This window comes from Streptomyces sp. NPDC046831, assembly GCF_040645305.1.
Lineage (GTDB): Bacteria > Actinomycetota > Actinomycetes > Streptomycetales > Streptomycetaceae > Streptomyces.
On the sequence record NZ_JBEYXZ010000005.1, the window covers coordinates 199396 to 220754 of the forward strand.

Here is a 21359-nt window from a genome sequence, read left to right on the forward strand (position 1 = left end):
GGGATCGATGACTGAGTATGGCCGGGGCCCGGGCTCCGCACCGTGGCATCCCGAGGACCCGTTGTACGGGGACGGCGGATGGGGAGAGCAGCGGGCCGACGCGGGCCCGCAGTCTCCGTACGGCGGCCGGCCGCAGCACCACCCCCAGCAGCCGCAGCAGCAGTACGGCGACTGGGGGCGCGAGCCGCAGGGCGGCTACGGGCCGGAGCAGTACCCGCACGCTCCGCAGTACGACGAGCAGGGCCGGCAGCAGCACGCCGAGCAGGACCACCGGCACCAGTACCAGCAGGGCGGCGGCTGGGACACCACCGGTACGCACGCGCAGGTGGCGTACCCCGCCGGCGCCGACCCGGCCGACCCCTACGGGCAGCAGGCCGCCTACGACGCGGAGCAGCCCGACCTCTACGGCACGCCCGAGGCCTACCCGCCGCCGGAGCCGCCGAGCCGCCGCGGCGCCGAACCGGAGCCGCGGCCCGACTGGGACCCCGACCCCGAGCAGGAGGACCACGCGTTCTTCGCGGGGGGCGACGACGACGCGGACGACGCCGGCGAACCGGGGGAGGGCCGCGGGCGCGGCGACCGCCGGGGCCGCGGCGGCAAGGGCCGGACCAAGGGCAAGAAGCGGCGCAACGGCTGCGCCTGCCTGGTCGTCGTGCTGGTGTTCGGCGGCGGCCTGGCCGGAGTCGGCTACTACGGCTACCAGTTCTACCAAAATCGTTTCGGCGCGCCGCCGGACTACGCGGGTGACGGCACCGGCGAGGCGGTGACCGTGGAGATCCCGAAGGGTGCCGGCGGCTACGACATCGGCCGGAAGCTGAAGCAGGCCGGCGTCGTCAAGAGCGTCGACGCCTTCGTGTCCGCGCAGACGCGCAACCCCGACGGCAACAAGATCCAGGCAGGTGCCTATCTGCTGAAGAAGCAGATGTCCGCCGACAGCGCGGTCGCTCTGATGCTGGACCCCAAGAGCCAGAACAACGTGATGGTCACCCCGGGCGAGCGCAACGTCCTGGTCTACGCGGCGATCGACAAGAAACTCGAACTGGCCGCGGGGACCACGAGGAAGGTCGCCGAGAGGCAGTCCGGGACCCTCGGCCTGCCGGGCTGGGCGAACACGAACAAGGAGATCAAGGACCCGCTGGAGGGCTTCCTCTACCCGGGCACCTATCCCGCCGCCAAGGGCATGAAGCCCGAGTCGGTGCTCAAGCAGATGGTCACGCAGGCCAACCAGGCCTACGGTCGCTACGACCTCGCCGCTAAGGCCAGGGAACTGAACCTGTCCGACCCGCTGCAGGTCGTCACGGTCGCCAGCCTCGTCCAGGCCGAGGGCAAGACGCACGACGACTTCCGCAAGATGGCCGAGGTGGTCTACAACCGCCTCAAGCCCACGAACACCGAGACCAACCAGCTGCTGCAGTTCGACTCGACCTTCAACTACCTCAAGGGCGAGAGCAACATCAACATCAGCGAGTCCGAGATCAACAGCAACAAGGACCCGTACAACACGTACACCCGCAAGGGCCTGCCGCCCGGTCCGATCGGCAACCCCGGCGACGAGGCCCTGAGGGCGGCCCTGGATCCGACCGACGAGGGCTGGGTCTACTTCGTGGCGACCGACGGCATGAACAAGACCGAGTTCGCCCGCACCTACGCCGAGTTCCAGAAGCTCAAGGACAAGTTCAATGCCAGCTCGGGCAACTGAGGCCCGCCGGGCGGCCGTGCTCGGCTCGCCCGTCGCCCACTCCCTCTCACCGGTGCTGCACCGCGCCGCCTACGCGGAACTGGGCCTGGCGAACTGGTCGTACGACCGGTTCGAGGTCGACGAGGCGGCCCTGCCCGGGTTCCTCCGCGGCCTCGGGCCGGAGTGGGCGGGCCTGTCGCTGACCATGCCGCTGAAGCGGGCCGTCATCCCGCTGCTCGACGCGGTCAGCGAGACGGCGGCCGCCGTCGAGGCGGTCAACACGGTGGTCCTCACCGAGGACGGGCGGCGGGCCGGGGACAACACCGACGTCCCCGGCATGGTCGCCGCCCTCGGCGAGCACGGCATCGACCAGGTCGACTCGGCGGCGATCCTCGGCGCCGGCGCCACCGCCTCCTCGGCGCTGGCCGCGCTCGCGCGCATCTGCACCGGCGAGGTCGTCGCCTACGTCCGCAGCGACGCCCGGGCCGCCGAGATGCGGCAGTGGGGTGAGCGGCTGGGCGTCGAGGTGCGCACCGCACCCTGGGCGGACGCGGCACAGGCCCTGCGCGCCCCCCTGGTCGTCGCGACCACCCCGGCCGGCACGACGGACGCACTCGCGGGCGCCGTGCCGGAGCGGCCCGCCACCCTCTTCGACGTCCTCTACGACCCCTGGCCCACCGACCTGGCGGCCCGCTGGTCCATGGCCGGCGGCGCCGTCGTCAGCGGCCTGGACCTGCTCGTGCACCAGGCGGTCCTCCAGGTGGAGCAGATGACGGGCCGCTCGCCGGCCCCCCTGGAGGCCATGCGCCGAGCGGGGGAGAAGGCGATGTCGGAGCGCTGAGACGGGCCGACCCGCTCCCGCCGGCCCCCCACCCGGCGGCCCACGCGGCGAGGGTGCGGGCAGGGCCGCGCGGCACACGCCGTCCCCGTGCGCGTCTCGCCGGGCGTCCGCCTGCTGGACCGGCGGCCGGGCCCGCCCGGCGGACGTGGGAGGATCGGAGGTGGCGGGCCAGGGCCGCGCACCCGGCCGCGCCGTCGCAGTTGCAGGCGCGAGCATGAGGAGCACCGTTGAGCAGGTTGCGTTGGCTGACCGCGGGCGAGTCGCACGGACCCGCACTCGTCGCCACGCTGGAGGGTCTTCCCGCCGGCGTGCCGATCACCACGGAGATGGTGGCGGACCACCTCGCGCGGCGGCGGCTGGGCTACGGGCGCGGTGCCCGGATGAAGTTCGAGCGCGACGAGGTCACCTTCCTGGGCGGTGTCCGGCACGGCCGCACCCTCGGCTCCCCGGTGGCGATCATGGTGGGCAACACGGAGTGGCCCAAGTGGGAGACGGTCATGGCGGCCGACCCGGTCGATCCGGCCGAGCTGGCCGAACTGGCCCGCAACGCGCCCCTGACCCGCCCGCGCCCCGGCCACGCCGACCTGGCCGGCATGCAGAAGTACGGCTTCGACGAGGCCCGGCCGATCCTGGAGCGCGCCAGCGCACGTGAGACGGCGGCCCGGGTGGCGCTGGGCGCGGTGGCGCGGTCCTACCTGAAGGAGACCGCGGGCATCGAGATCGTCTCGCACGTGGTGGAGCTGGCCTCGGCCAAGGCGCCCTACGGGGTGTACCCGGCCCCGGCGGACGTCGAGAGGCTGGACGCCGACCCGGTGCGGTGCCTGGACCCGGACGCGTCCAAGGCGATGGTCGCGGAGATCGACCAGGCCCACAAGGACGGCGACACGCTCGGCGGCGTCGTCGAGGTGCTGGCCTACGGGGTGCCGGTCGGCCTGGGCTCGCACGTCCACTGGGACCGGCGGCTGGACGCCCGCCTGGCGGCGGCGCTCATGGGCATCCAGGCGATCAAGGGCGTCGAGGTCGGCGACGGCTTCGAGCTCGCGCGGGTGCCCGGCTCCCAGGCGCACGACGAGATCCTCGCCACGCCCGAGGGCATCCGGCGCGCGACGGGTCGTTCCGGCGGCACCGAGGGCGGCCTGTCCACCGGTGAACTGCTGCGGGTGAGGGCGGCGATGAAGCCGATCGCGACCGTGCCCCGGGCGCTGCGGACGGTGGACCTGGCCACCGGCGAGCCGGCTCAGGCCCACCACCAGCGCTCCGACGTGTGCGCCGTGCCCGCGGCCGGCATCGTGGCCGAGGCCATGGTCGCCCTGGTCCTGGCGGACGCGGTCGCCGAGAAGTTCGGCGGCGACAGCGTGGCCGAGACCGCCCGCAACGTGCGGTCGTACCTCGAGAACCTGGCGGTCCGGTGAGCGCGGCGCCCGCCGTGGTCCTGGTCGGGCCGATGGGCGTGGGCAAGTCCACCGTCGGCCGGCTGCTGGCAGACCGTCTCGGGGTGGCGTACCGGGACACCGACGACGACATCGTCGCCGCCGAGGGCCGGACCGTCGCGGAGATCTTCGTCGACGAGGGCGAGCCGGCGTTCCGCGCGATCGAGAAGCGGGCCGTCGCCCGCGCGCTGGCCGGGCACGACGGCGTCCTCGCCCTGGGCGGCGGCGCGATCCTGGACCCGGACACGCGCGCGCTGCTGGACGGGCTGCGCGTGGTCTACCTGTCGATGGACGTCGAGTCCGCCGTCCGGCGGACCGGCCTCAACGCGGCCCGTCCGCTCCTCGCGGTCAACCCGCGCAAGCAGTGGCGCGAGCTGATGGAGGCCCGCCGCCACCTGTACGAGGAAGTCGCCACGGCCGTGGTGGCCACCGACGGGCGCGACCCCGAAGAGGTCGCCCGAGCCGTCCTGGACGCACTGGAGTTGAAGGAAGCATGAGCGAGGAAGTGACCCGCATCCACATCGCGGGCACGGCGGGCACCGAACCCTACGACGTGCTCGTCGGGCGCCGGCTGCTGGGCGAGCTGGCCGGTCTCATCGGTGACCGGGCCAGGCGGGTCGCGGTCGTGCACCCCGAGGCGCTGGCCGAGACCGGCGAGACGCTGCGGGCCGACCTGGCCGAGCAGGGCTACGAGGCCGTGGCCATCCAGGTCCCCAACGCGGAGGAGGCCAAGACCGCGGAGGTCGCCGCCTACTGCTGGAAGGCGCTCGGGCAGTCCGGGTTCACCCGGAGCGACGTCATCGTCGGTGTCGGCGGCGGCGCGACCACCGACCTCGCCGGCTTCGTCGCCGCGACCTGGCTGCGCGGGGTGCGCTGGATCGCCATCCCGACGACCGTGCTGGCCATGGTGGACGCGGCCGTCGGCGGCAAGACCGGCATCAACACCGCCGAGGGCAAGAACCTGGTGGGCGCCTTCCACCCGCCCGTCGGCGTGCTGTGCGACCTGGCGGCGCTGGATTCGCTGCCCGTCCACGACTACGTCTCCGGGCTCGCCGAGGTGATCAAGGCCGGCTTCATCGCCGACCCGGTGATCCTGGACCTCATCGAGTCCGACCCCGAGGCGGCCCGCACCCCGGCCGGTCCGCACACCGCCGAGCTCATCGAGCGCTCCATCCGGGTCAAGGCCGACGTCGTCTCCGCGGACCTCAAGGAATCGGGCCTCAGGGAGATCCTCAACTACGGACACACCCTCGGCCACGCCATCGAGAAGAACGAGCGCTACAAGTGGCGGCACGGCGCGGCGGTGGCCGTGGGCATGCACTTCGCCGCCGAACTGGGCCGTCTCGCGGGGCGCCTGGACGACGCCACCGCCGACCGGCACCGCACCGTCCTGGAGTCGGTCGGGCTGCCGCTGCACTACCGGTACGACCAGTGGCCCAGGCTGCTGGAGACGATGAAGGTCGACAAGAAATCCCGCGGCGACCTGCTGCGCTTCATCGTCCTCGACGGCCTCGCCAAGCCCACCGTCCTGGAGGGGCCGGACCCGGCCGTCCTCCTCGCCGCCTACGGCGAAGTGGGGCAGTAGCTCCCGCGCGGCACTCCCCGCCCGACGCGCCCGCGGCGCCGGGCACTCGAGGCCCTCCCCGGCCGTTCACCACAGGACGGCCGGGGACGGTACCGTTCGGTGCAGCGGGGCTCTCGCCCGCTACCAGCGCCCATTGCCTTGTACGAGACGGAGTGGCACCGGATGCAGCACGCAGTGGGGAGTCCGCTGCCGCCGCCCCACCAGCCGGGGCACGGACCGGCCGCCGGCTGGTCGTCGGCCGCACACCACCCGGGTCCCCAGCACCAGGGTCCGGCACCTGTGCCGCCGCCCCCGCCGGGCTACCCCGGTGCCGTGTCGGGCCCGCGCCCGCCCGTCGCGCCGCCCCCGGCCGCACCGCACCCCGTTCCCCCCGTCGCGCCGCCCCACCAGGCCCCGCCCGCGGCACCGCTCCCGGAGACGACCGGGCACGTCACGCTGCCGCCGGGTGGCCCGGTGGCCGTGCCGAGCGCACCGGCCGCGCCCGAGGCGGGCGTCACGACCCTCGCCGTGCTGCTGATCGGGCCGGCGGGCGCCGGCAAGACCAGCGTCGCCAAGTACTGGGCCGACCACCGCCGGGTCCCCACGGCGCACATCAGCCTTGACGACGTCCGCGAATGGGTCCGCTCCGGCTTCGCCGACCCCCGCTCCGGCTGGAACGACCACTCCGAGGCCCAGTACCGCCTGGCCCGCCGCACCTGCGGCTTCGCCGCGCGCAACTTCCTCGCCAACGGGATCTCCTGCATCCTCGACGACGCCGTCTTCCCCGACCGGCCGGTCGTCGGACTCGGCGGCTGGAAGCGTCACGTCGGCCCCGGGCTGCTGCCGGTCGTCCTGCTCCCCGGCCTCGACGTCGTCCTGGAGCGCAACGCCGAGCGCACCGGCAACCGCCGTCTCGGCGACGAGGAGGTGGCGCGCATCCACGGCCGGATGGCCGGCTGGTACGGCTCGGGACTGCCGATCATCGACAACTCCCAGCTCGACGTCCCGGCCACGGCGCGCCTCCTTGACGAGGTCCTGGCCCGTTCGATCGCGAGCCCGCCGAGCTGGTGACGGCGGCGAGCCGGAGAAACCTTCCGTCTTCGCCGCCGCCCCTCCCACCTGCGGCAAGCCGCCGCCCGGCACCCGTGACGCCTCGATTACAGCGCTCTGCGACGCCCACTCGGCTCTCCCGACCGGCGACATCGGGCCGCCGCTCTTAGGCTCGGTTCATGTCATCAGAGGTGTACGCGGCCCGCCGGGCCCGGCTACGGGAGCGCTGCAACGCGGGCGGCAGCGCGGCGGCGCTGGTGACTCGTCCCGCCAATGTGCGGTACCTCGCGGGAGCGTCCCCGCAGAGTGCCGTCCTGCTGCTCGGCGAACGCGACGACCTGCTGGTGTGCGCGGGCCCGCCGGAGGACCGCCCCTACGACGGCCGCCCCGACGACGCGCTGCCCGTCCAGGTGCTGCACAGACCCGCCGGCGACCCGGCCCTGGCCGCGGCCGACATCGCCCGCACCCGGGGCGCCGAGTCCCTCGCCGTGGAGGAGCACCACCTCACCGTCGCGCGCCACCGCGCCCTCGCCTCGGTCGCCTCCCGCCTCCGCCTCACCGACCTCGGCAGCGCCGTCGAGCAGTTGAGGGTGGTCAAGGACGAGGAGGAGATCTCCTGCCTGCGGATCGGCGCCGAGATCGCCGACCAGGCGCTCGGCGAACTGCTGGAGTCCATCCTCGTCGGCCGCACCGAGCGCCACCTCGCCCTGGAGCTGGAACGGCGGCTGGTGGACCACGGCGCCGACGGCCCCGCCTTCCCGACGTCCGTCGCCACCGGCCCCAACGCCGGGCGGCGCGGCCACCGGCCCACCGACCGGCGGGTGGAGGAGGGCGACTTCCTGTCCGTGTGCCTGGGGGCGGCCTACCGCGGCTACCGCTGCGAGATCGGCCGCACCTTCGTCATCGGCACCTCCCCGGCGGACTGGCAGATCCAGCTGTACGACCTGGTGTTCACCGCGCAGCGCGCCGGACGGGAGGCGCTGGCGCCGGGGACCGTCTACCGTGAAGTGGACCGCGCGGCACGCCAGGTACTCGACGCCGCCGGGTACACGGAGGGCCTGCCTCCGCTCATGGGCCACGGCGTGGGACTCGAATTCGACGAGGACCCGCAGTTGGCCCCCACGGCCATGGGTAAACTGGACGCTTGCGTGCCGGTCACCGTCGAACCGGGGGTCCACCTCCCGGGCCGGGGCGGTGTCCGGATCGATGACACGCTCGTCGTGCGCCCCGAGGCGGACGGCGGACCCGAGCTACTCACCATCACGACCAAGGAGCTGCTCGCGCTCTAGCCTCGCGCTGTGCGCCTGCCCCCGGGTCGTACGTCAGTCCAGGAGATTCCGCAACCGTGGCTTCCACGAACGACCTCAAGAACGGCATGGTGCTCAAGCTCGAAGGCGGCCAGCTCTGGTCCGTCGTCGAGTTCCAGCACGTCAAGCCCGGCAAGGGCCCGGCCTTCGTGCGCACCAAGCTCAAGAACGTGCTGTCCGGCAAGGTCGTCGACAAGACCTTCAACGCCGGCGTCAAGGTCGAAACGGCCACCGTCGACAAGCGCGACATGCAGTTCTCCTACATGGACGGCGAGTACTTCGTCTTCATGGACATGGAGACCTACGACCAGCTGCACATCGACCGGAAGTCCGTCGGCGACGCCGCCAACTTCCTCGTCGAGGGCTTCACCGCCACCGTGGCCCAGCACGAGGGCGAGGTGCTCTTCGTGGAGCTCCCGGCCGCCGTCGAGCTGACCATCGCCGAGACCGAGCCGGGCGTCCAGGGCGACCGCTCCACCGGTGGCACCAAGCCCGCCACGCTGGAGACCGGCCACCAGATCCAGGTCCCGCTCTTCATCACCACCGGTGAGAAGATCAAGGTCGACACCCGCACCAGCGACTACCTCGGCCGGGTGAACAGCTAACCGTGGCTGCCCGCAACACGGCCCGCAAGCGCGCCTTCCAGATCCTCTTCGAGAGCGACCAGCGCGGCGTCGACGTCCTGACCGTCCTCGCGGACTGGATCCGGCACGCCCGGACCGACACCCGGCAGCCGCCGGTGAGGGAGTACACGATGCAGCTCGTCGAGGGGTACGCCCAGCACGCGACCCGTATCGACGAGCTGATCGCGCAGTACGCGGTCGGCTGGACGCTGGACCGCATGCCCGTCGTCGACCGCAACCTCCTGCGCCTGGGCGCCTACGAGCTGATCTGGGTCGACGAGACCCCGGACGCCGTCGTCCTGGACGAGATGGTGCAGCTGGCGAAGGAGTTCTCGACGGACGAGTCGCCTTCGTTCGTCAACGGCCTGCTCGGCCGGCTGAAGGACCTCAAGCCCTCCCTGCGCCGCGAAGAGGCCTAGGGCCGGCGCCAGGAGCACGGCGACAGGCCCGCACACGCCCGAGGGCCCGCAGCGTCATCGCTGCGGGCCCTCGGGCGTCCCGTCCGCCTCCACGCCCCCGGACGGGGCGCAGAAAGCCGCCGGGGCGACCGGACCCATCAGGTTCCGGCCACTCCGGCGGCACGTTTCTGCTGAGACCTTCCGAGTCCTGTGGGGCTCAGCTCTCCTCGTGGGCCGCCACGGCGCGGCGGGCGTCCGCGTCCAGCACACCCCAGCTGATCAGCTGCTCGGTCAGCACCGAGGGGGACTGGTCGTAGATGACGGCGAGCGTGCGCAGGTCGTCCTGGCGGATCGAGAGGACCTTGCCGTTGTAGTCACCACGCTGGGACTGGATCGTCGCCGCGTACCGCTGCAGCGGGCCCGCCTTCTCGGCCGGCACCGTGGCCAGCCGCTCCAGGTCCAGGACCAGCTTCGGCGGGGGCTCGGCGGCGCCGCCCGGGGTGGTGCCCGGCAGCAGCTCCTGCACGGGAACACCGTAGAAATCCGCCAGCTCGGCGAGGCGCTGCACGGTCACGGCCCGGTCCCCGCGCTCGTAGGAACCGACCACGACCGCCTTCCAGCGTCCCTGGCTCTTCTCCTCGACACCGTGGAGGGAAAGGCCCTGCTGGGTGCGGATGGCCCGGAGCTTTGCCCCGAGCTGTTTGGCGTATTCGCTGGACATATGGCTCCCCGGACACTGTGTCGACGCGGTCGGTCGTGTTTCCGTGCCGCGCGGCTGGTAACTCACTGTGAGGTTACGCAGAGTTACTCTGCTGCGTCAAGCCGAACGGTCCGCACCACCGGTTCCGCACGGCCGGCAGCCGAGGGGGCCGAGGGGGTGAACGAGGTCCCCCGCGGGGCCTGCTACCGTGGGTGGCGCAATCCCGACGTCCTTTAAGGTCCGTCCCGTGAGGCGGAGAAGGAGGTCCGTTTCCCATGGACACGCAAGCGTCCGATGCCAGGCCCGTCCTCGAGGGGCCCGACATCGCGCGGGTACTGACCCGCATCGCCCACGAGATCGTCGAACGCGCCAAGGGCGCCGACGACGTGGTGCTCCTCGGCATTCCGACCAGGGGCGTCTTCCTCGCCCAGCGGCTCGCCGCCAAGCTCGAGCAGATCACCGAGCGCAAGGTCCCCTGCGGCTCGCTCGACATCACCATGTACCGCGACGACCTGCGCATGCACCCGCCGCGTGCGCTGGCCCGCACCGAGATCCCCGGCGACGGCATCGACGGCTGTCTGGTCGTTCTCGTCGACGACGTGCTCTTCTCCGGGCGCACCATCCGCGCCGCCCTCGACGCCCTGAACGACATCGGGCGCCCCCGCGCCGTGCAGCTGGCGGTCCTCGTCGACCGCGGCCACCGCGAACTGCCCATCCGCGCCGACTACGTCGGCAAGAACCTCCCCACGTCGCTGCGGGAGACGGTCAAGGTCCAGCTGGCCGAGGAGGACGGGCGCGACACCGTTCTGCTCGGTGCCGCGCCGGCCGCCCCGGGCGAGCAGTAGCAGCAGCGCCAGGCGTACGCGCCGCCGTACGCCGCACCGCCGCGCCCTCGCCTGCCCGAAATCTCCTGAATGAACTGCCTTACGGAGCCTGACAGATGCAGCGTCATCTCATCTCGGCCGCCGACCTCACCCGCGACGACGCCGTCCTGATCCTCGACACCGCCGAGGAGATGGCCCGGGTCGCCGACCGGCCGATCAAGAAACTGCCGACCCTGCGCGGCCGCACCGTGGTCAACCTCTTCTTCGAGGACTCCACCCGCACCCGGATCTCCTTCGAGGCCGCCGAGAAGCGGCTGTCCGCGGACGTCATCAACTTCTCCGCCAAGGGCTCCAGCGTGTCCAAGGGCGAGTCCCTGAAGGACACCGCGCAGACCCTGGAGGCCATGGGCGTCGACGCCGTCGTCATCCGGCACGGCGCCTCCGGTGCCCCCTACCGCCTCGCCAACTCCGGCTGGATCGACGCCGTCGTCATCAACGCCGGCGACGGCACCCACCAGCACCCCACGCAGGCCCTGCTCGACGCCTTCACCATGCGCCGCCGCCTGGTCGGGCGGGACGCGGGCCTCGGCCAGGACCTGTCCGGCAGGCGCGTCACCGTCGTCGGCGACGTCCTGCACAGCCGGGTCGCCCGCTCCAACGTCGACCTGCTGCACACCCTCGGCGCCGAGGTCACCCTGGTCGCCCCGCCCACCCTGCTGCCGGTCGGCGTCGCGTCCTGGCCCTGTGAGGTCTCCTACGACCTCGACGCCGCGCTGCCCAAGTCGGACGCGGTGATGATGCTGCGCGTCCAGCGCGAGCGCATGAACGCCGCGTTCTTCCCCACCGAGCGCGAGTACTCCCGCCGCTACGGCCTCGACGCCGACCGCATGGCGCGGATGCCCGAGCACGCCATCGTGATGCACCCCGGCCCGATGGTCCGCGGCATGGAGATCACCGCCGAGGTCGCCGACTCCGGCCGCTGCACCGCCGTCGAGCAGGTCGCCAACGGCGTCTCCATCCGCATGGCCGTGCTGTACCTCCTGCTCGGCGGCAAGGAGCCCGCCCTCACCCACTCTCGTACCGAGGAGAAGCAAGAGCGATGAGCAAGACCCTGATCCGTGGTGCGAAGGTGCTCGGCGGCGCGCCGCAGGACGTCCTGATCGAGGGCGAGACGATCGCCGAGGTCGGCACCGGGCTGTCCGCCGGGGGCGCCGAGGTCGTCGAGGCCGACGGCAGGGTCCTCCTGCCGGGTCTGGTCGACCTGCACACCCACCTGCGCGAGCCCGGCCGCGAGGATTCCGAGACGGTGCTGACCGGCACCCGCGCGGCCGCCTCCGGCGGCTACACCGCCGTGTTCGCCATGGCCAACACCTTCCCGGTCGCCGACACCGCCGGCGTGGTCGAGCAGGTCTGGCGGCTGGGCCGGGAGCACGGCTACTGCGACGTGCAGCCCGTCGGCGCCGTCACCGTCGGCCTGGAGGGCCGCAAGCTCGCCGAGCTCGGCGCCATGCACGAGTCGGCGGCCGGCGTGACCGTCTTCTCCGACGACGGCAAGTGCGTCGACGACGCGGTGATCATGCGCCGGGCGCTGGAGTACGTGAAGGCCTTCGGGGGCGTCGTCGCCCAGCACGCGCAGGAACCGCGCCTGACCGAGGGCGCCCAGATGAACGAGGGCGTCGTCTCCGCCGAGCTGGGCCTCGGGGGCTGGCCCGCCGTCGCCGAGGAGTCGATCATCGCCCGGGACGTGCTGCTCGCCGAGCACGTCGGCTCCCGCGTCCACATCTGCCACCTGTCGACCGCCGGGTCCGTCGAGATCGTCCGCTGGGCCAAGTCGCGCGGCATCCGGGTCACCGCCGAGGTCACCCCGCACCACTTGCTCCTGACCGACGAGCTGGTGCGCAGCTACAACCCGGTCTACAAGGTCAACCCGCCGCTGCGCACCGAACGCGACGTGCACGCCCTGCGCGAGGCGCTCGCCGACGGCACGATCGACATCGTCGCCACCGACCACGCCCCGCACCCGCACGAGGACAAGGACTGCGAGTGGGCCGCGGCCGCCATGGGCATGGTCGGCCTGGAGACCGCGCTGTCGGTCGTCCAGGAGACCATGGTCGACACCGGTCTGCTCGACTGGGCCGGCGTCGCCGACCGCATGTCCTTCACACCCGCGCGCATCGGCGGGGCACGGGGACACGGCCGGCCCGTCTCGGCAGGTGAGCCCGCCAACCTCACACTGCTCGACACGGCATACCGTGGGCAGGTGGACCCCGCGGGCTTCGCCTCGCGCAGCCGCAACACCCCCTACGAGGGACGTGAGCTGCCGGGCCGTGTCACCCACACGTGGCTCCGGGGCAAGGCCACGCTCGTCGACGGGAAGCTCACGTGACCTCTGTAACCCTGCTCGCGGCCGCGCAGAAATCGGCCGACGTGACCGACTGGGCCGCCCGGATCGGCTGGCTCGTCGGCCTCGCCCTCTTCGTCGTCCTCGTCTACTGGCTGATGCGCGAGGGCTGGAAGTGGCGCGGAACGCTCCAGGGCGACCTGCCGGACCTGCCGCACGCTCCCGAGCACCCGGGCGAGCCGAGACTGACGATGAGCGGGCGCTACCACGGCTCCACCACCGCCGGGCAGTGGCTGGACCGCATCGTCGCCCACGGCCTGGGCACCCGCAGCCGGGCCGAGCTCACCCTGACGGACGCGGGCCTGGACGTCGTACGCCCCGGGGCCACGGACTTCTTCGTCCCCGCCGCGCGGCTGCGCGGGGCCCGCCTGGACAAGGGCATCGCCGGCAAGGTCCTCACCGAGGGCGGGCTGCTCGTGGTCACCTGGGAGCACGGCGGCAGGCTGATCGACTCCGGCTTCCGCTCCGACCGGGCGGCCGAGCACCCCCGGTGGGTCGAGGCCCTCACCACCATGACCGAAACGAACACCACGGAAGGCGCCGAACGATGACCACCTCCACCAGGGGAACCGCACAGAGGGTTCCCGCCGTACTCGTCCTGGAGGACGGCCGGGTCTTCCGCGGCCGCGCCTACGGGGCCGTGGGGGAGACGTTCGGCGAGGCCGTGTTCTCCACCGGCATGACCGGCTACCAGGAGACCCTCACCGACCCGTCGTACCACCGCCAGGTGGTCGTGATGACGGCCCCGCACATCGGCAACACCGGCATCAACGACGAGGACCCCGAGTCCCGGCGGATCTGGGTCTCCGGCTACGTCGTGCGCGACCCCGCGCGCGTGCCCTCCTCCTGGCGCTCCCGGCGCACGCTGGACGAGGAGCTCGCCGCGCAGGGCGTCGTCGGCATCAGCGGCATCGACACCCGCGCCCTCACCCGCCACCTGCGCGAGCGCGGCGCCATGCGCGTCGGCATCTTCAGCGGGGACGCGGTCCGGGACGACGCGGCGCTGCTCGCCCGCGTGCGGCAGGCCCCCGAGATGGTGGGCGCCGACCTGTCCGCGGAGGTCGCCACCAAGGAGGCGTACGTCGTCCCCGCGCTCGGCGAGAAGAAGTACACCGTCGCCGCGGTGGACCTTGGCATCAAGGGCATGACCCCGCACCGCATGGCCGAGCGGGGCATCGAGGTGCACGTGCTGCCCGCCACGGCCACGATCGAGGACGTCTACGCGGTCGAGCCCGACGGTGTGTTCTTCTCCAACGGGCCGGGCGACCCGGCCACCGCCGACCACCCCGTCTCCGTGATGCAGGGCGTCCTGGAGCGCGGCACGCCGCTGTTCGGCATCTGCTTCGGCAACCAGATCCTCGGCCGGGCGCTCGGCTTCGGCACCTACAAGCTGAAGTACGGCCACCGCGGCATCAACCAGCCGGTGCAGGACCGCACGACCGGCAAGGTCGAGGTCACCGCGCACAACCACGGCTTCGCCGTCGACGCGCCGACCGACAAGGTCTCCGACACCCCCTTCGGCCGTGCCGAGGTCTCCCACGTCTGCCTGAACGACAACGTGGTGGAGGGCCTCAACCTGCTCGACAGGCCCGCCTTCAGCGTCCAGTACCACCCCGAAGCGGCCGCGGGCCCGCACGACGCCGCCTACCTGTTCGACCGCTTCGTCTCCCTGATGGAGGGCCAGCGTGCCTAAGCGCACCGATATCCAGTCCGTCCTGGTCATCGGCTCCGGCCCGATCGTCATCGGCCAGGCCGCCGAGTTCGACTACTCCGGCACCCAGGCGTGCCGCGTGCTGAAGTCCGAGGGCCTGCGCGTCGTCCTCGTCAACTCCAATCCGGCGACGATCATGACCGACCCGGAGATCGCCGACGCGACCTACGTCGAGCCGATCACCCCCGAGTTCGTCGAGAAGATCATCGCCAAGGAGCGCCCCGACGCCCTGCTGCCCACCCTGGGCGGCCAGACCGCGCTCAACACGGCCATCTCGCTCCACGACAACGGCGTGCTGGACAAGTACGGCGTCGAGCTGATCGGCGCCAACGTCCAGGCGATCCACAAGGGCGAGGACCGCGACCAGTTCAAGCTGGTCGTCGAGGAGGTCCGCAAGAAGATCGGGCACGGTGAGTCCGCCCGCTCGGTCATCTGCCACACCATGGACGAGGTGCTCGCCGGCGTCGGCGAACTGGGCGGCTACCCGGTCGTCGTCCGCCCCTCCTTCACGATGGGCGGCGCCGGTTCCGGCTTCGCCCACGACGAGGAGGAGCTGCGCCGCATCGCCGGCACCGGCCTCGCGCTCTCCCCGACCACCGAGGTCCTCCTGGAGGAGTCCATCCTCGGCTGGAAGGAGTACGAGCTGGAGCTGATGCGCGACAAGCAGGACAACGTCGTGGTCGTCTGCTCCATCGAGAACTTCGACCCGATGGGCGTCCACACCGGCGACTCGATCACCGTCGCCCCGGCGATGACGCTCACCGACCGCGAGTACCAGGTCCTGCGCGACATGGGCATCGCCATCATTCGCGAGGTCGGCGTCGACACCGGCGGCTGCAACATCCAGTTCGCGGTGAACCCCGAGGACGGCCGCGTGATCGTCATCGAGATGAACCCGCGCGTCTCGCGCTCCTCCGCCCTCGCCTCCAAGGCGACCGGCTTCCCGATCGCCAAGATCGCGGCCAAGCTCGCCGTCGGCTACACCCTCGACGAGATCCCGAACGACATCACCCAGGAGACCCCGGCCTCCTTCGAGCCGACCCTGGACTACGTGGTCGTCAAGGCCCCGCGGTTCGCCTTCGAGAAGTTCCCCAGCGCCGACTCCACGCTGACCACCACGATGAAGTCGGTCGGCGAGGCCATGGCCATCGGCCGCAACTTCACCGAGGCGTTCCAGAAGGCGCTGCGCTCGCTGGAGAGGAAGGGCAGCCAGTTCACCTTCACCGGCGACCCCGGCGACAAGGACGAACTGCTGCGCGCGGCCGTACGCCCGACCGACGGCCGGATCAACACCGTCATGGCGGCCATCCGCGCCGGCGCCACCCCGGAGGAGGTCTTCGAGTACACGAAGATCGACCCGTGGTTCGTCGACCAGCTCTTCCTGATCAAGGAGATCGCGGACGAGCTCTCCGAGGCGGCCGAGCTCACCCCCGAGCTGCTCGCCGAGGCCAAGCGGCACGGATTCTCCGACCAGCAGATCGGCGAGATCCGCGGGCTGCGCGAGGACGTCGTCCGCGAGGTCCGGCACGCCCTCGGCATCCGCCCGGTCTACAAGACGGTCGACACCTGCGCCGCCGAGTTCGCCGCCAGGACGCCGTACTTCTACTCCTCCTACGACGAGGAGACGGAGATCGAGCCGCGCGAGCGGCCCGCGGTCATCATCCTCGGCTCCGGGCCCAACCGCATCGGCCAGGGCATCGAGTTCGACTACTCCTGCGTCCACGCCTCCTTCGCGCTGCACGACGCCGGATACGAGACCGTGATGGTCAACTGCAACCCGGAGACCGTCTCCACCGACTACGACACCTCCGACCGGCTGTACTTCGAGCCGCTGACGCTGGAGGACGTCCTCGAGATCGTCCACGCCGAGCGCCGGGCCGGCCCGGTCGCCGGTGTCGTGGTCCAGCTCGGCGGCCAGACCCCGCTGGGCCTCGCCCAGGCGCTGAAGGACAACGGCGTGCCGATCGTGGGCACCTCGCCCGAGGCCATCCACGCGGCCGAGGACCGGGGCGCCTTCGGCCGGGTCCTCGCCGAGGCCGGCCTGCCGGCGCCGAAGCACGGCACCGCCACCACCTTCGCCGAGGCCAAGGCCATCGCCGACGAGATCGGCTACCCGGTCCTCGTACGGCCGTCGTACGTCCTCGGCGGACGCGGCATGGAGATCGTCTACGACGAGACGCGCCTGGAGACGTACATCGCCGAGTCGACCGAGATCAGCCCCTCGCGGCCGGTCCTGGTGGACCGGTTCCTCGACGACGCCATAGAGATCGACGTGGACGCGCTCTACGACGGCGAGGAGCTCTACCTCGGCGGCGTGATGGAGCACATCGAGGAGGCCGGCATCCACTCCGGCGACTCGGCGTGCGCGCTGCCGCCGATCACCCTGGGCGGCTTCGACGTCAAGCGGCTGCGGACCTCCACCGAGGCCATCGCCCGGGGCGTCGGCGTGCGCGGCCTGATCAACATCCAGTTCGCGCTGGCCGGCGACATCCTCTACGTCCTGGAGGCCAACCCGCGCGCCTCGCGCACCGTGCCCTTCACCTCCAAGGCGACCGCGGTGCCGCTGGCCAAGGCGGCCGCCCGGATCTCGCTGGGCGCCACCATCGCCGAACTGCGCGCCGAGGGCCTGCTGCCGAAGAACGGCGACGGCGGCACCATGCCGCTGGACGCGCCGATCTCCGTCAAGGAGGCCGTGATGCCGTGGTCGCGCTTCCGCGACATCCACGGCCGCGGCGTCGACACGGTCCTCGGCCCGGAGATGCGCTCCACCGGCGAGGTCATGGGCATCGACTCCGTCTTCGGCACGGCCTACGCCAAGTCGCAGGCCGGCGCGTACGGCCCGCTGCCGACGAAGGGCCGGGCGTTCATCTCCGTCGCCAACCGCGACAAGCGGTCGATGATCTTCCCGGCGCGCGAGCTGGTCGCCCACGGCTTCGAGCTGCTCGCCACCTCCGGCACCGCCGAGGTCCTCAAGCGCAACGGCATCAACGCCACGATCGTGCGCAAGCAGTCCGAGGGCACCGGCCCGAACGGCGAGAAGACCATCGTCCAGCTCATCCACGACGGCGAGGTCGACCTCATCGTCAACACCCCGTACGGCACCGGCGGCCGCCTCGACGGCTACGAGATCCGCACGGCGGCCGTGGCACGCTCCGTGCCCTGTCTGACGACGGTCCAGGCGCTCGCCGCGGCGGTCCAGGGCATCGACGCCCTCACCCACGGCGACGTGGGCGTCCGTTCCCTCCAGGAACACGCCGAATTCCTGACCGCGGCCCGCGACTAGCAGCCACCGAAGAGGGGGACACCGGAAACGGTGTCCCCCTCTTCATGAGGCACACGAGGACTCACCGACACATGTACAAGCTGTTCTTCCGCCTGGTGTTCCGACGGATGGACCCGGAGGCCGCGCACCACCTGGCCTTCCGCTGGATCCGCCTCGCCGTCCGCATCCCCGTGCTGCGCACCTTCCTCGCGGCCGCCCTGGCCCCCCGCCACAAGGAACTGCGCACGGAGGCGTTCGGGCTGCGCATGCACGGCCCGTTCGGGCTCGCCGCCGGCTTCGACAAGAACGCCGTCGCCATCGACGGCATGACCATGCTCGGCTTCGACCACGTCGAGATCGGCACGGTCACCGGGGAGCCGCAGCCCGGCAACCCCAAGAAGCGGCTGTTCCGCCTCGTCGCCGACCGGGCGCTGATCAACCGCATGGGCTTCAACAACGACGGCTCGCTGGCCGTCGCCGCGCGCCTGGCCTCCCGCACCCCGGTCTTCAGGACCGTCGTCGGCGTCAACATCGGCAAGACCAAGGCCGTCCCGGAGACCGAGGCGGTCGGCGACTACGTGAAGTCGGCCGAGCGCCTGGCGCCGTACGCCGACTACCTGGTCGTCAACGTCTCCTCCCCGAACACCCCCGGCCTGCGCGACCTGCAGGCCACCGAGGCGCTGCGGCCGCTGCTGGGCGCCGTGCGCCAGGCCGCCGACCGCGCGGTCCCCGGCCGCCGCGTGCCGCTGCTGGTGAAGATCGCGCCGGACCTCGCCGACGAGGACGTCGACGCGGTCGCCGACCTCGCCGTCGAGCTCGGCCTCGACGGGATCATCGCCACGAACACCACCGTCGCCCGCGAGGGACTCGGCCTGCGGTCCGGTCCCGCCCTGGTGAAGGAGACGGGCGGCCTGTCGGGCGCCCCGCTGAAGGCGCGGTCCCTCCAGGTGCTGCGCCGCCTGTACGCGCGCGTGGGCGACCGCATCACCCTCGTCGGCGTGGGCGGCATCGAGAACGCCGAGGACGCCTGGCAGCGCATCCTGGCCGGCGCGACGCTGGTCCAGGGCTACAGCGCCTTCGTCTACGAGGGACCCTTCTGGGCCCGCGCCCTGCACAAGGGGCTCGCCGCGCGCCTGCGCACCAGCCCGTACGCCACGCTCGCCGACGCGGTCGGCGCCGACGTCAGGAAGGCGGACCGCACCGCATGAGCACCCTGGAGCCCTTCGGCGCACGCCTGCGCCGCGCCATGGACGAGCGCGGCCCGCTGTGCGTCGGCATCGACCCGCACGCGTCCCTGCTCACCGAGTGGGGCCTGAACGACGACGTCGCCGGTCTGGAGCGGTTCAGCCGCAGGGTGGTCGAGGCCACCGCCGACCGGGTCGCCGTGCTCAAGCCGCAGATCGCGTTCTTCGAGCGCTTCGGCTCCCGGGGCCTGGCCGTGCTGGAGAAGTCGGTCGAGGAGGCGCGGGCGGCCGGTGCCCTGGTCGTCATGGACGCCAAGCGCGGCGACATCGGCTCGACCATGGCCGCCTACGCGGAGGCCTTCCTGGACCCCGGCGCGCCGCTGTTCTCGGACGCCCTGACCGTCTCGCCCTACCTCGGCTACGGGTCCCTGAAGCCCGCGGTGGAGCTGGCCCGATCGAGCGGGGCCGGGCTGTTCGTGCTGGCACTGACCTCCAACCCGGAGGGCGGTGAGGTGCAGCACGCCGTCCGGTCCGACGGCCGCACCGTCGGCGCGACCGTCCTCGCGCACCTGGCCGAGGAGAACGCGGGCCAGGCGCCCCTGGGCTCCTTCGGCGCGGTCGTGGGCGCCACACTGGGCGACCTGTCCACCTACGACCTCGAGATGAACGGGCCGCTCCTCGCGCCCGGGATCGGGGCCCAGGGGGCGACGCCCGCCGACCTCCCGCGCGTCTTCGGGGCCGCGGTGCGCAACGTGGTGCCGAACGTCAGCCGGGGTGTCCTGCGTCACGGTCCCGACGTCGTCGCGCTGCGTGACGCCGCGGAACGCTTCGCGCAGGAGGTCCGGGCGGCGGTCGCCGGCGGCTGAGTCCGCGGGCGGCCGCGGCGCCGGTCGGGGGACCGGCCGGGTCTGGATACATCCTCAAATCCGGGGCAGTATGTCCTAAATGTCCGTCCCTATGGAGGCTGACCAGGACTTTTCCGCTGTTCTCGCTGACTCTGGCGGAGTTGACCGCTAGTCTCCGTCGAGAGAACGGGCAAGCGTGTTGCTCGTACCTCCCCAGGTGTGGGGCGACTAGGTTCCTCACCGGTCCGTATCCGACAGTTCGACATCCGAGGTGACGTAGGCGTGGCTCTTCCGCCCCTTACCCCTGAACAGCGCGCAGCCGCGCTCGAAAAGGCCGCCGCGGCTCGCCGGGAGCGGGCCGAGGTCAAGAATCGACTCAAGCACTCCGGCGCCTCCCTGCACGAGGTCATCAAGCAGGGACAGGAGAACGACGTCATCGGCAAGATGAAGGTCTCCGCCCTGCTCGAGTCCCTGCCGGGCGTGGGCAAGGTCCGCGCCAAGCAGATCATGGAGCGACTCGGCATCTCCGAGAGCCGTCGCGTGCGAGGCCTCGGCTCCAACCAGATCGCCTCCCTGGAGCGCGAGTTCGGCAGCACCGGCTCCTGAGTCCCGGGCACCCCGGGATTGCTGGAATAATCGCTGCATGAGTGAACGTCCGCGGCTGACCGTGCTCTCCGGCCCCTCGGGGGTCGGCAAGAGCACGGTCGTCGCCCATATGCGCAAGGAACACCCCGAGGTCTGGCTCTCGGTGTCGGCGACGACCCGCAAGCCCCGCCCCGGTGAACAGCACGGGGTCCACTACTTCTTCGTCACCGACGACGAGATGGACAAGCTGATCGCCAACGGCGAGCTGCTGGAGTGGGCCGAGTTCGCCGGCAACCGCTACGGCACGCCGCGCGTCGCCGTCCTGGAGCACCTGGAGGCCGGGGTGCCGGTCCTCCTGGAGATCGACCTCCAGGGCGCCCGTCAGGTCCGGGAGTCGATGCCCGAGGCCCACCTGGTGTTCCTGGCTCCTCCGTCGTGGGAGGAGCTGGTGCGCAGGCTCACCGGACGGGGCACCGAGTCGCCCGAGGTGATCGAGCGCCGGCTGGACGCGGCGAGGGTCGAGCTGGCGGCCGAGCCCGAGTTCGACGAGACCCTGGTCAACACCTCCGTCGAGGACGTGGCGCGTGAGCTGCTAGCCTTGATGAACGTGGTGTGACCGTCACGGTCACCCTCACTGATTCTTTCCCATCCATCGGAAGGTAGAGCGTGTCCTCTTCCATCTCCGCGCCCGAGGGCATCATCAACCCGCCGATCGACGAGCTCCTCGAGGCCACCGACTCGAAGTACAGCCTCGTGATCTACGCGGCCAAGCGGGCCCGCCAGATCAACGCGTACTACTCGCAGCTCGGCGAGGGTCTGCTGGAATACGTCGGTCCGCTCGTGGACACCCACGTCCACGAGAAGCCGCTCTCCATCGCCCTGCGCGAGATCAACGCGGGTCTGCTGACCTCCGAGGCCGTCGAAGGCCCGGGTCAGTAAGTCATATCTGCGGATCG

21 protein-coding genes are annotated in these 21359 nt (G+C 71.9%); 20 read left to right on the top strand and 1 reads right to left on the bottom strand.

Annotated features, from left to right (window positions below; genetic code table 11):
• Nucleotides 1–7 precede the first annotated feature (7 nt).
• The 9 genes from mltG to nusB all read left to right on the top strand — a co-directional run bounded on the left by mltG (nt 8) and on the right by nusB (nt 8912).
• Nucleotides 8–1699, top strand: coding sequence for an endolytic transglycosylase MltG (gene mltG, locus ABZ920_RS07365; RefSeq protein WP_361499738.1), 1692 nt, complete (start codon nt 8–10; stop codon nt 1697–1699).
• Entirely contained in the window at nt 1680–2519 is an 840-nt protein-coding gene (locus tag ABZ920_RS07370; RefSeq protein WP_361499740.1) for a shikimate dehydrogenase, read from the top strand. The genes mltG and ABZ920_RS07370 overlap by 20 nt, the downstream gene beginning before the upstream one ends.
• Before the next feature lie 227 nt (nt 2520–2746).
• Entirely contained in the window at nt 2747–3931 is a 1185-nt protein-coding gene (aroC, locus tag ABZ920_RS07375; protein ID WP_361499742.1) for a chorismate synthase, read from the top strand.
• On the top strand, nt 3928–4446 hold the full coding sequence (locus ABZ920_RS07380) for a shikimate kinase (protein ID WP_361499743.1): 519 nt from the start codon (nt 3928–3930) through the stop codon (nt 4444–4446). The genes aroC and ABZ920_RS07380 overlap by 4 nt, the downstream gene beginning before the upstream one ends.
• Complete coding sequence (gene aroB, locus ABZ920_RS07385; RefSeq protein ID WP_361499745.1) at nt 4443–5534, top strand: 3-dehydroquinate synthase; 1092 nt, start codon at nt 4443–4445, stop codon at nt 5532–5534. The genes ABZ920_RS07380 and aroB overlap by 4 nt, the downstream gene beginning before the upstream one ends.
• 162 nt (nt 5535–5696) lie before the next feature.
• On the top strand, nt 5697–6584 hold the full coding sequence (locus ABZ920_RS07390) for a Pro-rich N-terminal domain-containing protein (protein WP_361499747.1): 888 nt from the start codon (nt 5697–5699) through the stop codon (nt 6582–6584).
• A 158-nt stretch (nt 6585–6742) separates the two neighbouring features.
• Nucleotides 6743–7852: an aminopeptidase P family protein gene (locus ABZ920_RS07395; protein WP_361499749.1), complete on the top strand. Its 1110-nt coding sequence runs from the start codon at nt 6743–6745 to the stop codon at nt 7850–7852.
• Nucleotides 7853–7908: 56 nt separating this feature from the next.
• Complete coding sequence (efp, locus tag ABZ920_RS07400) at nt 7909–8475, top strand: elongation factor P (protein ID WP_361499751.1); 567 nt, start codon at nt 7909–7911, stop codon at nt 8473–8475.
• A gap of 2 nt (nt 8476–8477) precedes the next feature.
• Entirely contained in the window at nt 8478–8912 is a 435-nt protein-coding gene (nusB, locus tag ABZ920_RS07405; protein ID WP_361499753.1) for a transcription antitermination factor NusB, read from the top strand.
• 196 nt (nt 8913–9108) lie between these two features.
• Here the strand turns inward: nusB and bldD are convergent, their stop codons facing one another.
• Nucleotides 9109–9612, bottom strand: a complete 504-nt coding sequence (gene bldD / locus ABZ920_RS07410) for a transcriptional regulator BldD (RefSeq protein WP_043498969.1) — start codon at nt 9610–9612, stop codon at nt 9109–9111.
• Between the two features lie 254 nt (nt 9613–9866).
• Between bldD and pyrR the strand changes: the two genes are divergently transcribed.
• From pyrR to rpoZ, 11 genes are all read left to right on the top strand, one after another.
• Nucleotides 9867–10436 carry a bifunctional pyr operon transcriptional regulator/uracil phosphoribosyltransferase PyrR gene (gene pyrR / locus ABZ920_RS07415; protein ID WP_361499755.1) on the top strand — a complete coding sequence of 190 codons (570 nt, stop codon included), beginning with the start codon at nt 9867–9869 and terminating at the stop codon, nt 10434–10436.
• Nucleotides 10437–10531: 95 nt separating this feature from the next.
• Nucleotides 10532–11518: an aspartate carbamoyltransferase catalytic subunit gene (locus ABZ920_RS07420; RefSeq protein ID WP_361499757.1), complete on the top strand. Its 987-nt coding sequence runs from the start codon at nt 10532–10534 to the stop codon at nt 11516–11518.
• Nucleotides 11515–12801: a dihydroorotase gene (locus ABZ920_RS07425; RefSeq protein WP_361499759.1), complete on the top strand. Its 1287-nt coding sequence runs from the start codon at nt 11515–11517 to the stop codon at nt 12799–12801. Before ABZ920_RS07420 ends, ABZ920_RS07425 begins: the two co-directional genes overlap by 4 nt.
• A complete protein-coding gene (locus ABZ920_RS07430) occupies nt 12798–13367 on the top strand; it encodes a hypothetical protein (protein WP_361499761.1) in 570 nt (189 codons plus the stop codon). Before ABZ920_RS07425 ends, ABZ920_RS07430 begins: the two co-directional genes overlap by 4 nt.
• The gene (gene carA, locus ABZ920_RS07435) at nt 13364–14509 is read left to right on the top strand and encodes a glutamine-hydrolyzing carbamoyl-phosphate synthase small subunit (RefSeq protein ID WP_361499763.1); all 1146 of its coding nucleotides are present in this window, start codon (nt 13364–13366) and stop codon (nt 14507–14509) included. Before ABZ920_RS07430 ends, carA begins: the two co-directional genes overlap by 4 nt.
• A complete protein-coding gene (gene carB, locus ABZ920_RS07440) occupies nt 14502–17810 on the top strand; it encodes a carbamoyl-phosphate synthase large subunit (protein ID WP_361499765.1) in 3309 nt (1102 codons plus the stop codon). Before carA ends, carB begins: the two co-directional genes overlap by 8 nt.
• Before the next feature lie 71 nt (nt 17811–17881).
• Nucleotides 17882–18997 (top strand): quinone-dependent dihydroorotate dehydrogenase, encoded by a 1116-nt coding sequence (locus tag ABZ920_RS07445; protein WP_361499767.1) that lies wholly within the window; start codon nt 17882–17884, stop codon nt 18995–18997.
• On the top strand, nt 18994–19839 hold the full coding sequence (gene pyrF, locus ABZ920_RS07450) for an orotidine-5'-phosphate decarboxylase (protein ID WP_361499769.1): 846 nt from the start codon (nt 18994–18996) through the stop codon (nt 19837–19839). The genes ABZ920_RS07445 and pyrF overlap by 4 nt, the downstream gene beginning before the upstream one ends.
• Before the next feature lie 261 nt (nt 19840–20100).
• Nucleotides 20101–20424, top strand: a complete 324-nt coding sequence (locus ABZ920_RS07455; protein ID WP_003977346.1) for an integration host factor — start codon at nt 20101–20103, stop codon at nt 20422–20424.
• Between the two features lie 37 nt (nt 20425–20461).
• A complete protein-coding gene (gene gmk / locus ABZ920_RS07460) occupies nt 20462–21019 on the top strand; it encodes a guanylate kinase (RefSeq protein ID WP_361499771.1) in 558 nt (185 codons plus the stop codon).
• A gap of 50 nt (nt 21020–21069) precedes the next feature.
• A complete protein-coding gene (gene rpoZ / locus ABZ920_RS07465) occupies nt 21070–21342 on the top strand; it encodes a DNA-directed RNA polymerase subunit omega (RefSeq protein ID WP_004933985.1) in 273 nt (90 codons plus the stop codon).
• The last annotated feature ends 17 nt before the right edge of the window (nt 21343–21359 follow it).

Coding starts and splice junctions, on each gene's coding strand:
- carA (WP_361499763.1), top strand. CDS start 13,364: ATGACCACCTCCACCAGGGGAACCGCACAGAGGGTTCCCGCCGTACTC.
- ABZ920_RS07390 (WP_361499747.1), top strand. CDS start 5,697: ATGCAGCACGCAGTGGGGAGTCCGCTGCCGCCGCCCCACCAGCCGGGG.
- bldD (WP_043498969.1), bottom strand. CDS start 9,612: ATGTCCAGCGAATACGCCAAACAGCTCGGGGCAAAGCTCCGGGCCATC.
- ABZ920_RS07370 (WP_361499740.1), top strand. CDS start 1,680: ATGCCAGCTCGGGCAACTGAGGCCCGCCGGGCGGCCGTGCTCGGCTCG.
- ABZ920_RS07425 (WP_361499759.1), top strand. CDS start 11,515: ATGAGCAAGACCCTGATCCGTGGTGCGAAGGTGCTCGGCGGCGCGCCG.
- pyrF (WP_361499769.1), top strand. CDS start 18,994: ATGAGCACCCTGGAGCCCTTCGGCGCACGCCTGCGCCGCGCCATGGAC.
- mltG (WP_361499738.1), top strand. CDS start 8: ATGACTGAGTATGGCCGGGGCCCGGGCTCCGCACCGTGGCATCCCGAG.
- ABZ920_RS07395 (WP_361499749.1), top strand. CDS start 6,743: ATGTCATCAGAGGTGTACGCGGCCCGCCGGGCCCGGCTACGGGAGCGC.
- gmk (WP_361499771.1), top strand. CDS start 20,462: ATGAGTGAACGTCCGCGGCTGACCGTGCTCTCCGGCCCCTCGGGGGTC.
- pyrR (WP_361499755.1), top strand. CDS start 9,867: ATGGACACGCAAGCGTCCGATGCCAGGCCCGTCCTCGAGGGGCCCGAC.
- ABZ920_RS07445 (WP_361499767.1), top strand. CDS start 17,882: ATGTACAAGCTGTTCTTCCGCCTGGTGTTCCGACGGATGGACCCGGAG.
- ABZ920_RS07420 (WP_361499757.1), top strand. CDS start 10,532: ATGCAGCGTCATCTCATCTCGGCCGCCGACCTCACCCGCGACGACGCC.
- aroB (WP_361499745.1), top strand. CDS start 4,443: ATGAGCGAGGAAGTGACCCGCATCCACATCGCGGGCACGGCGGGCACC.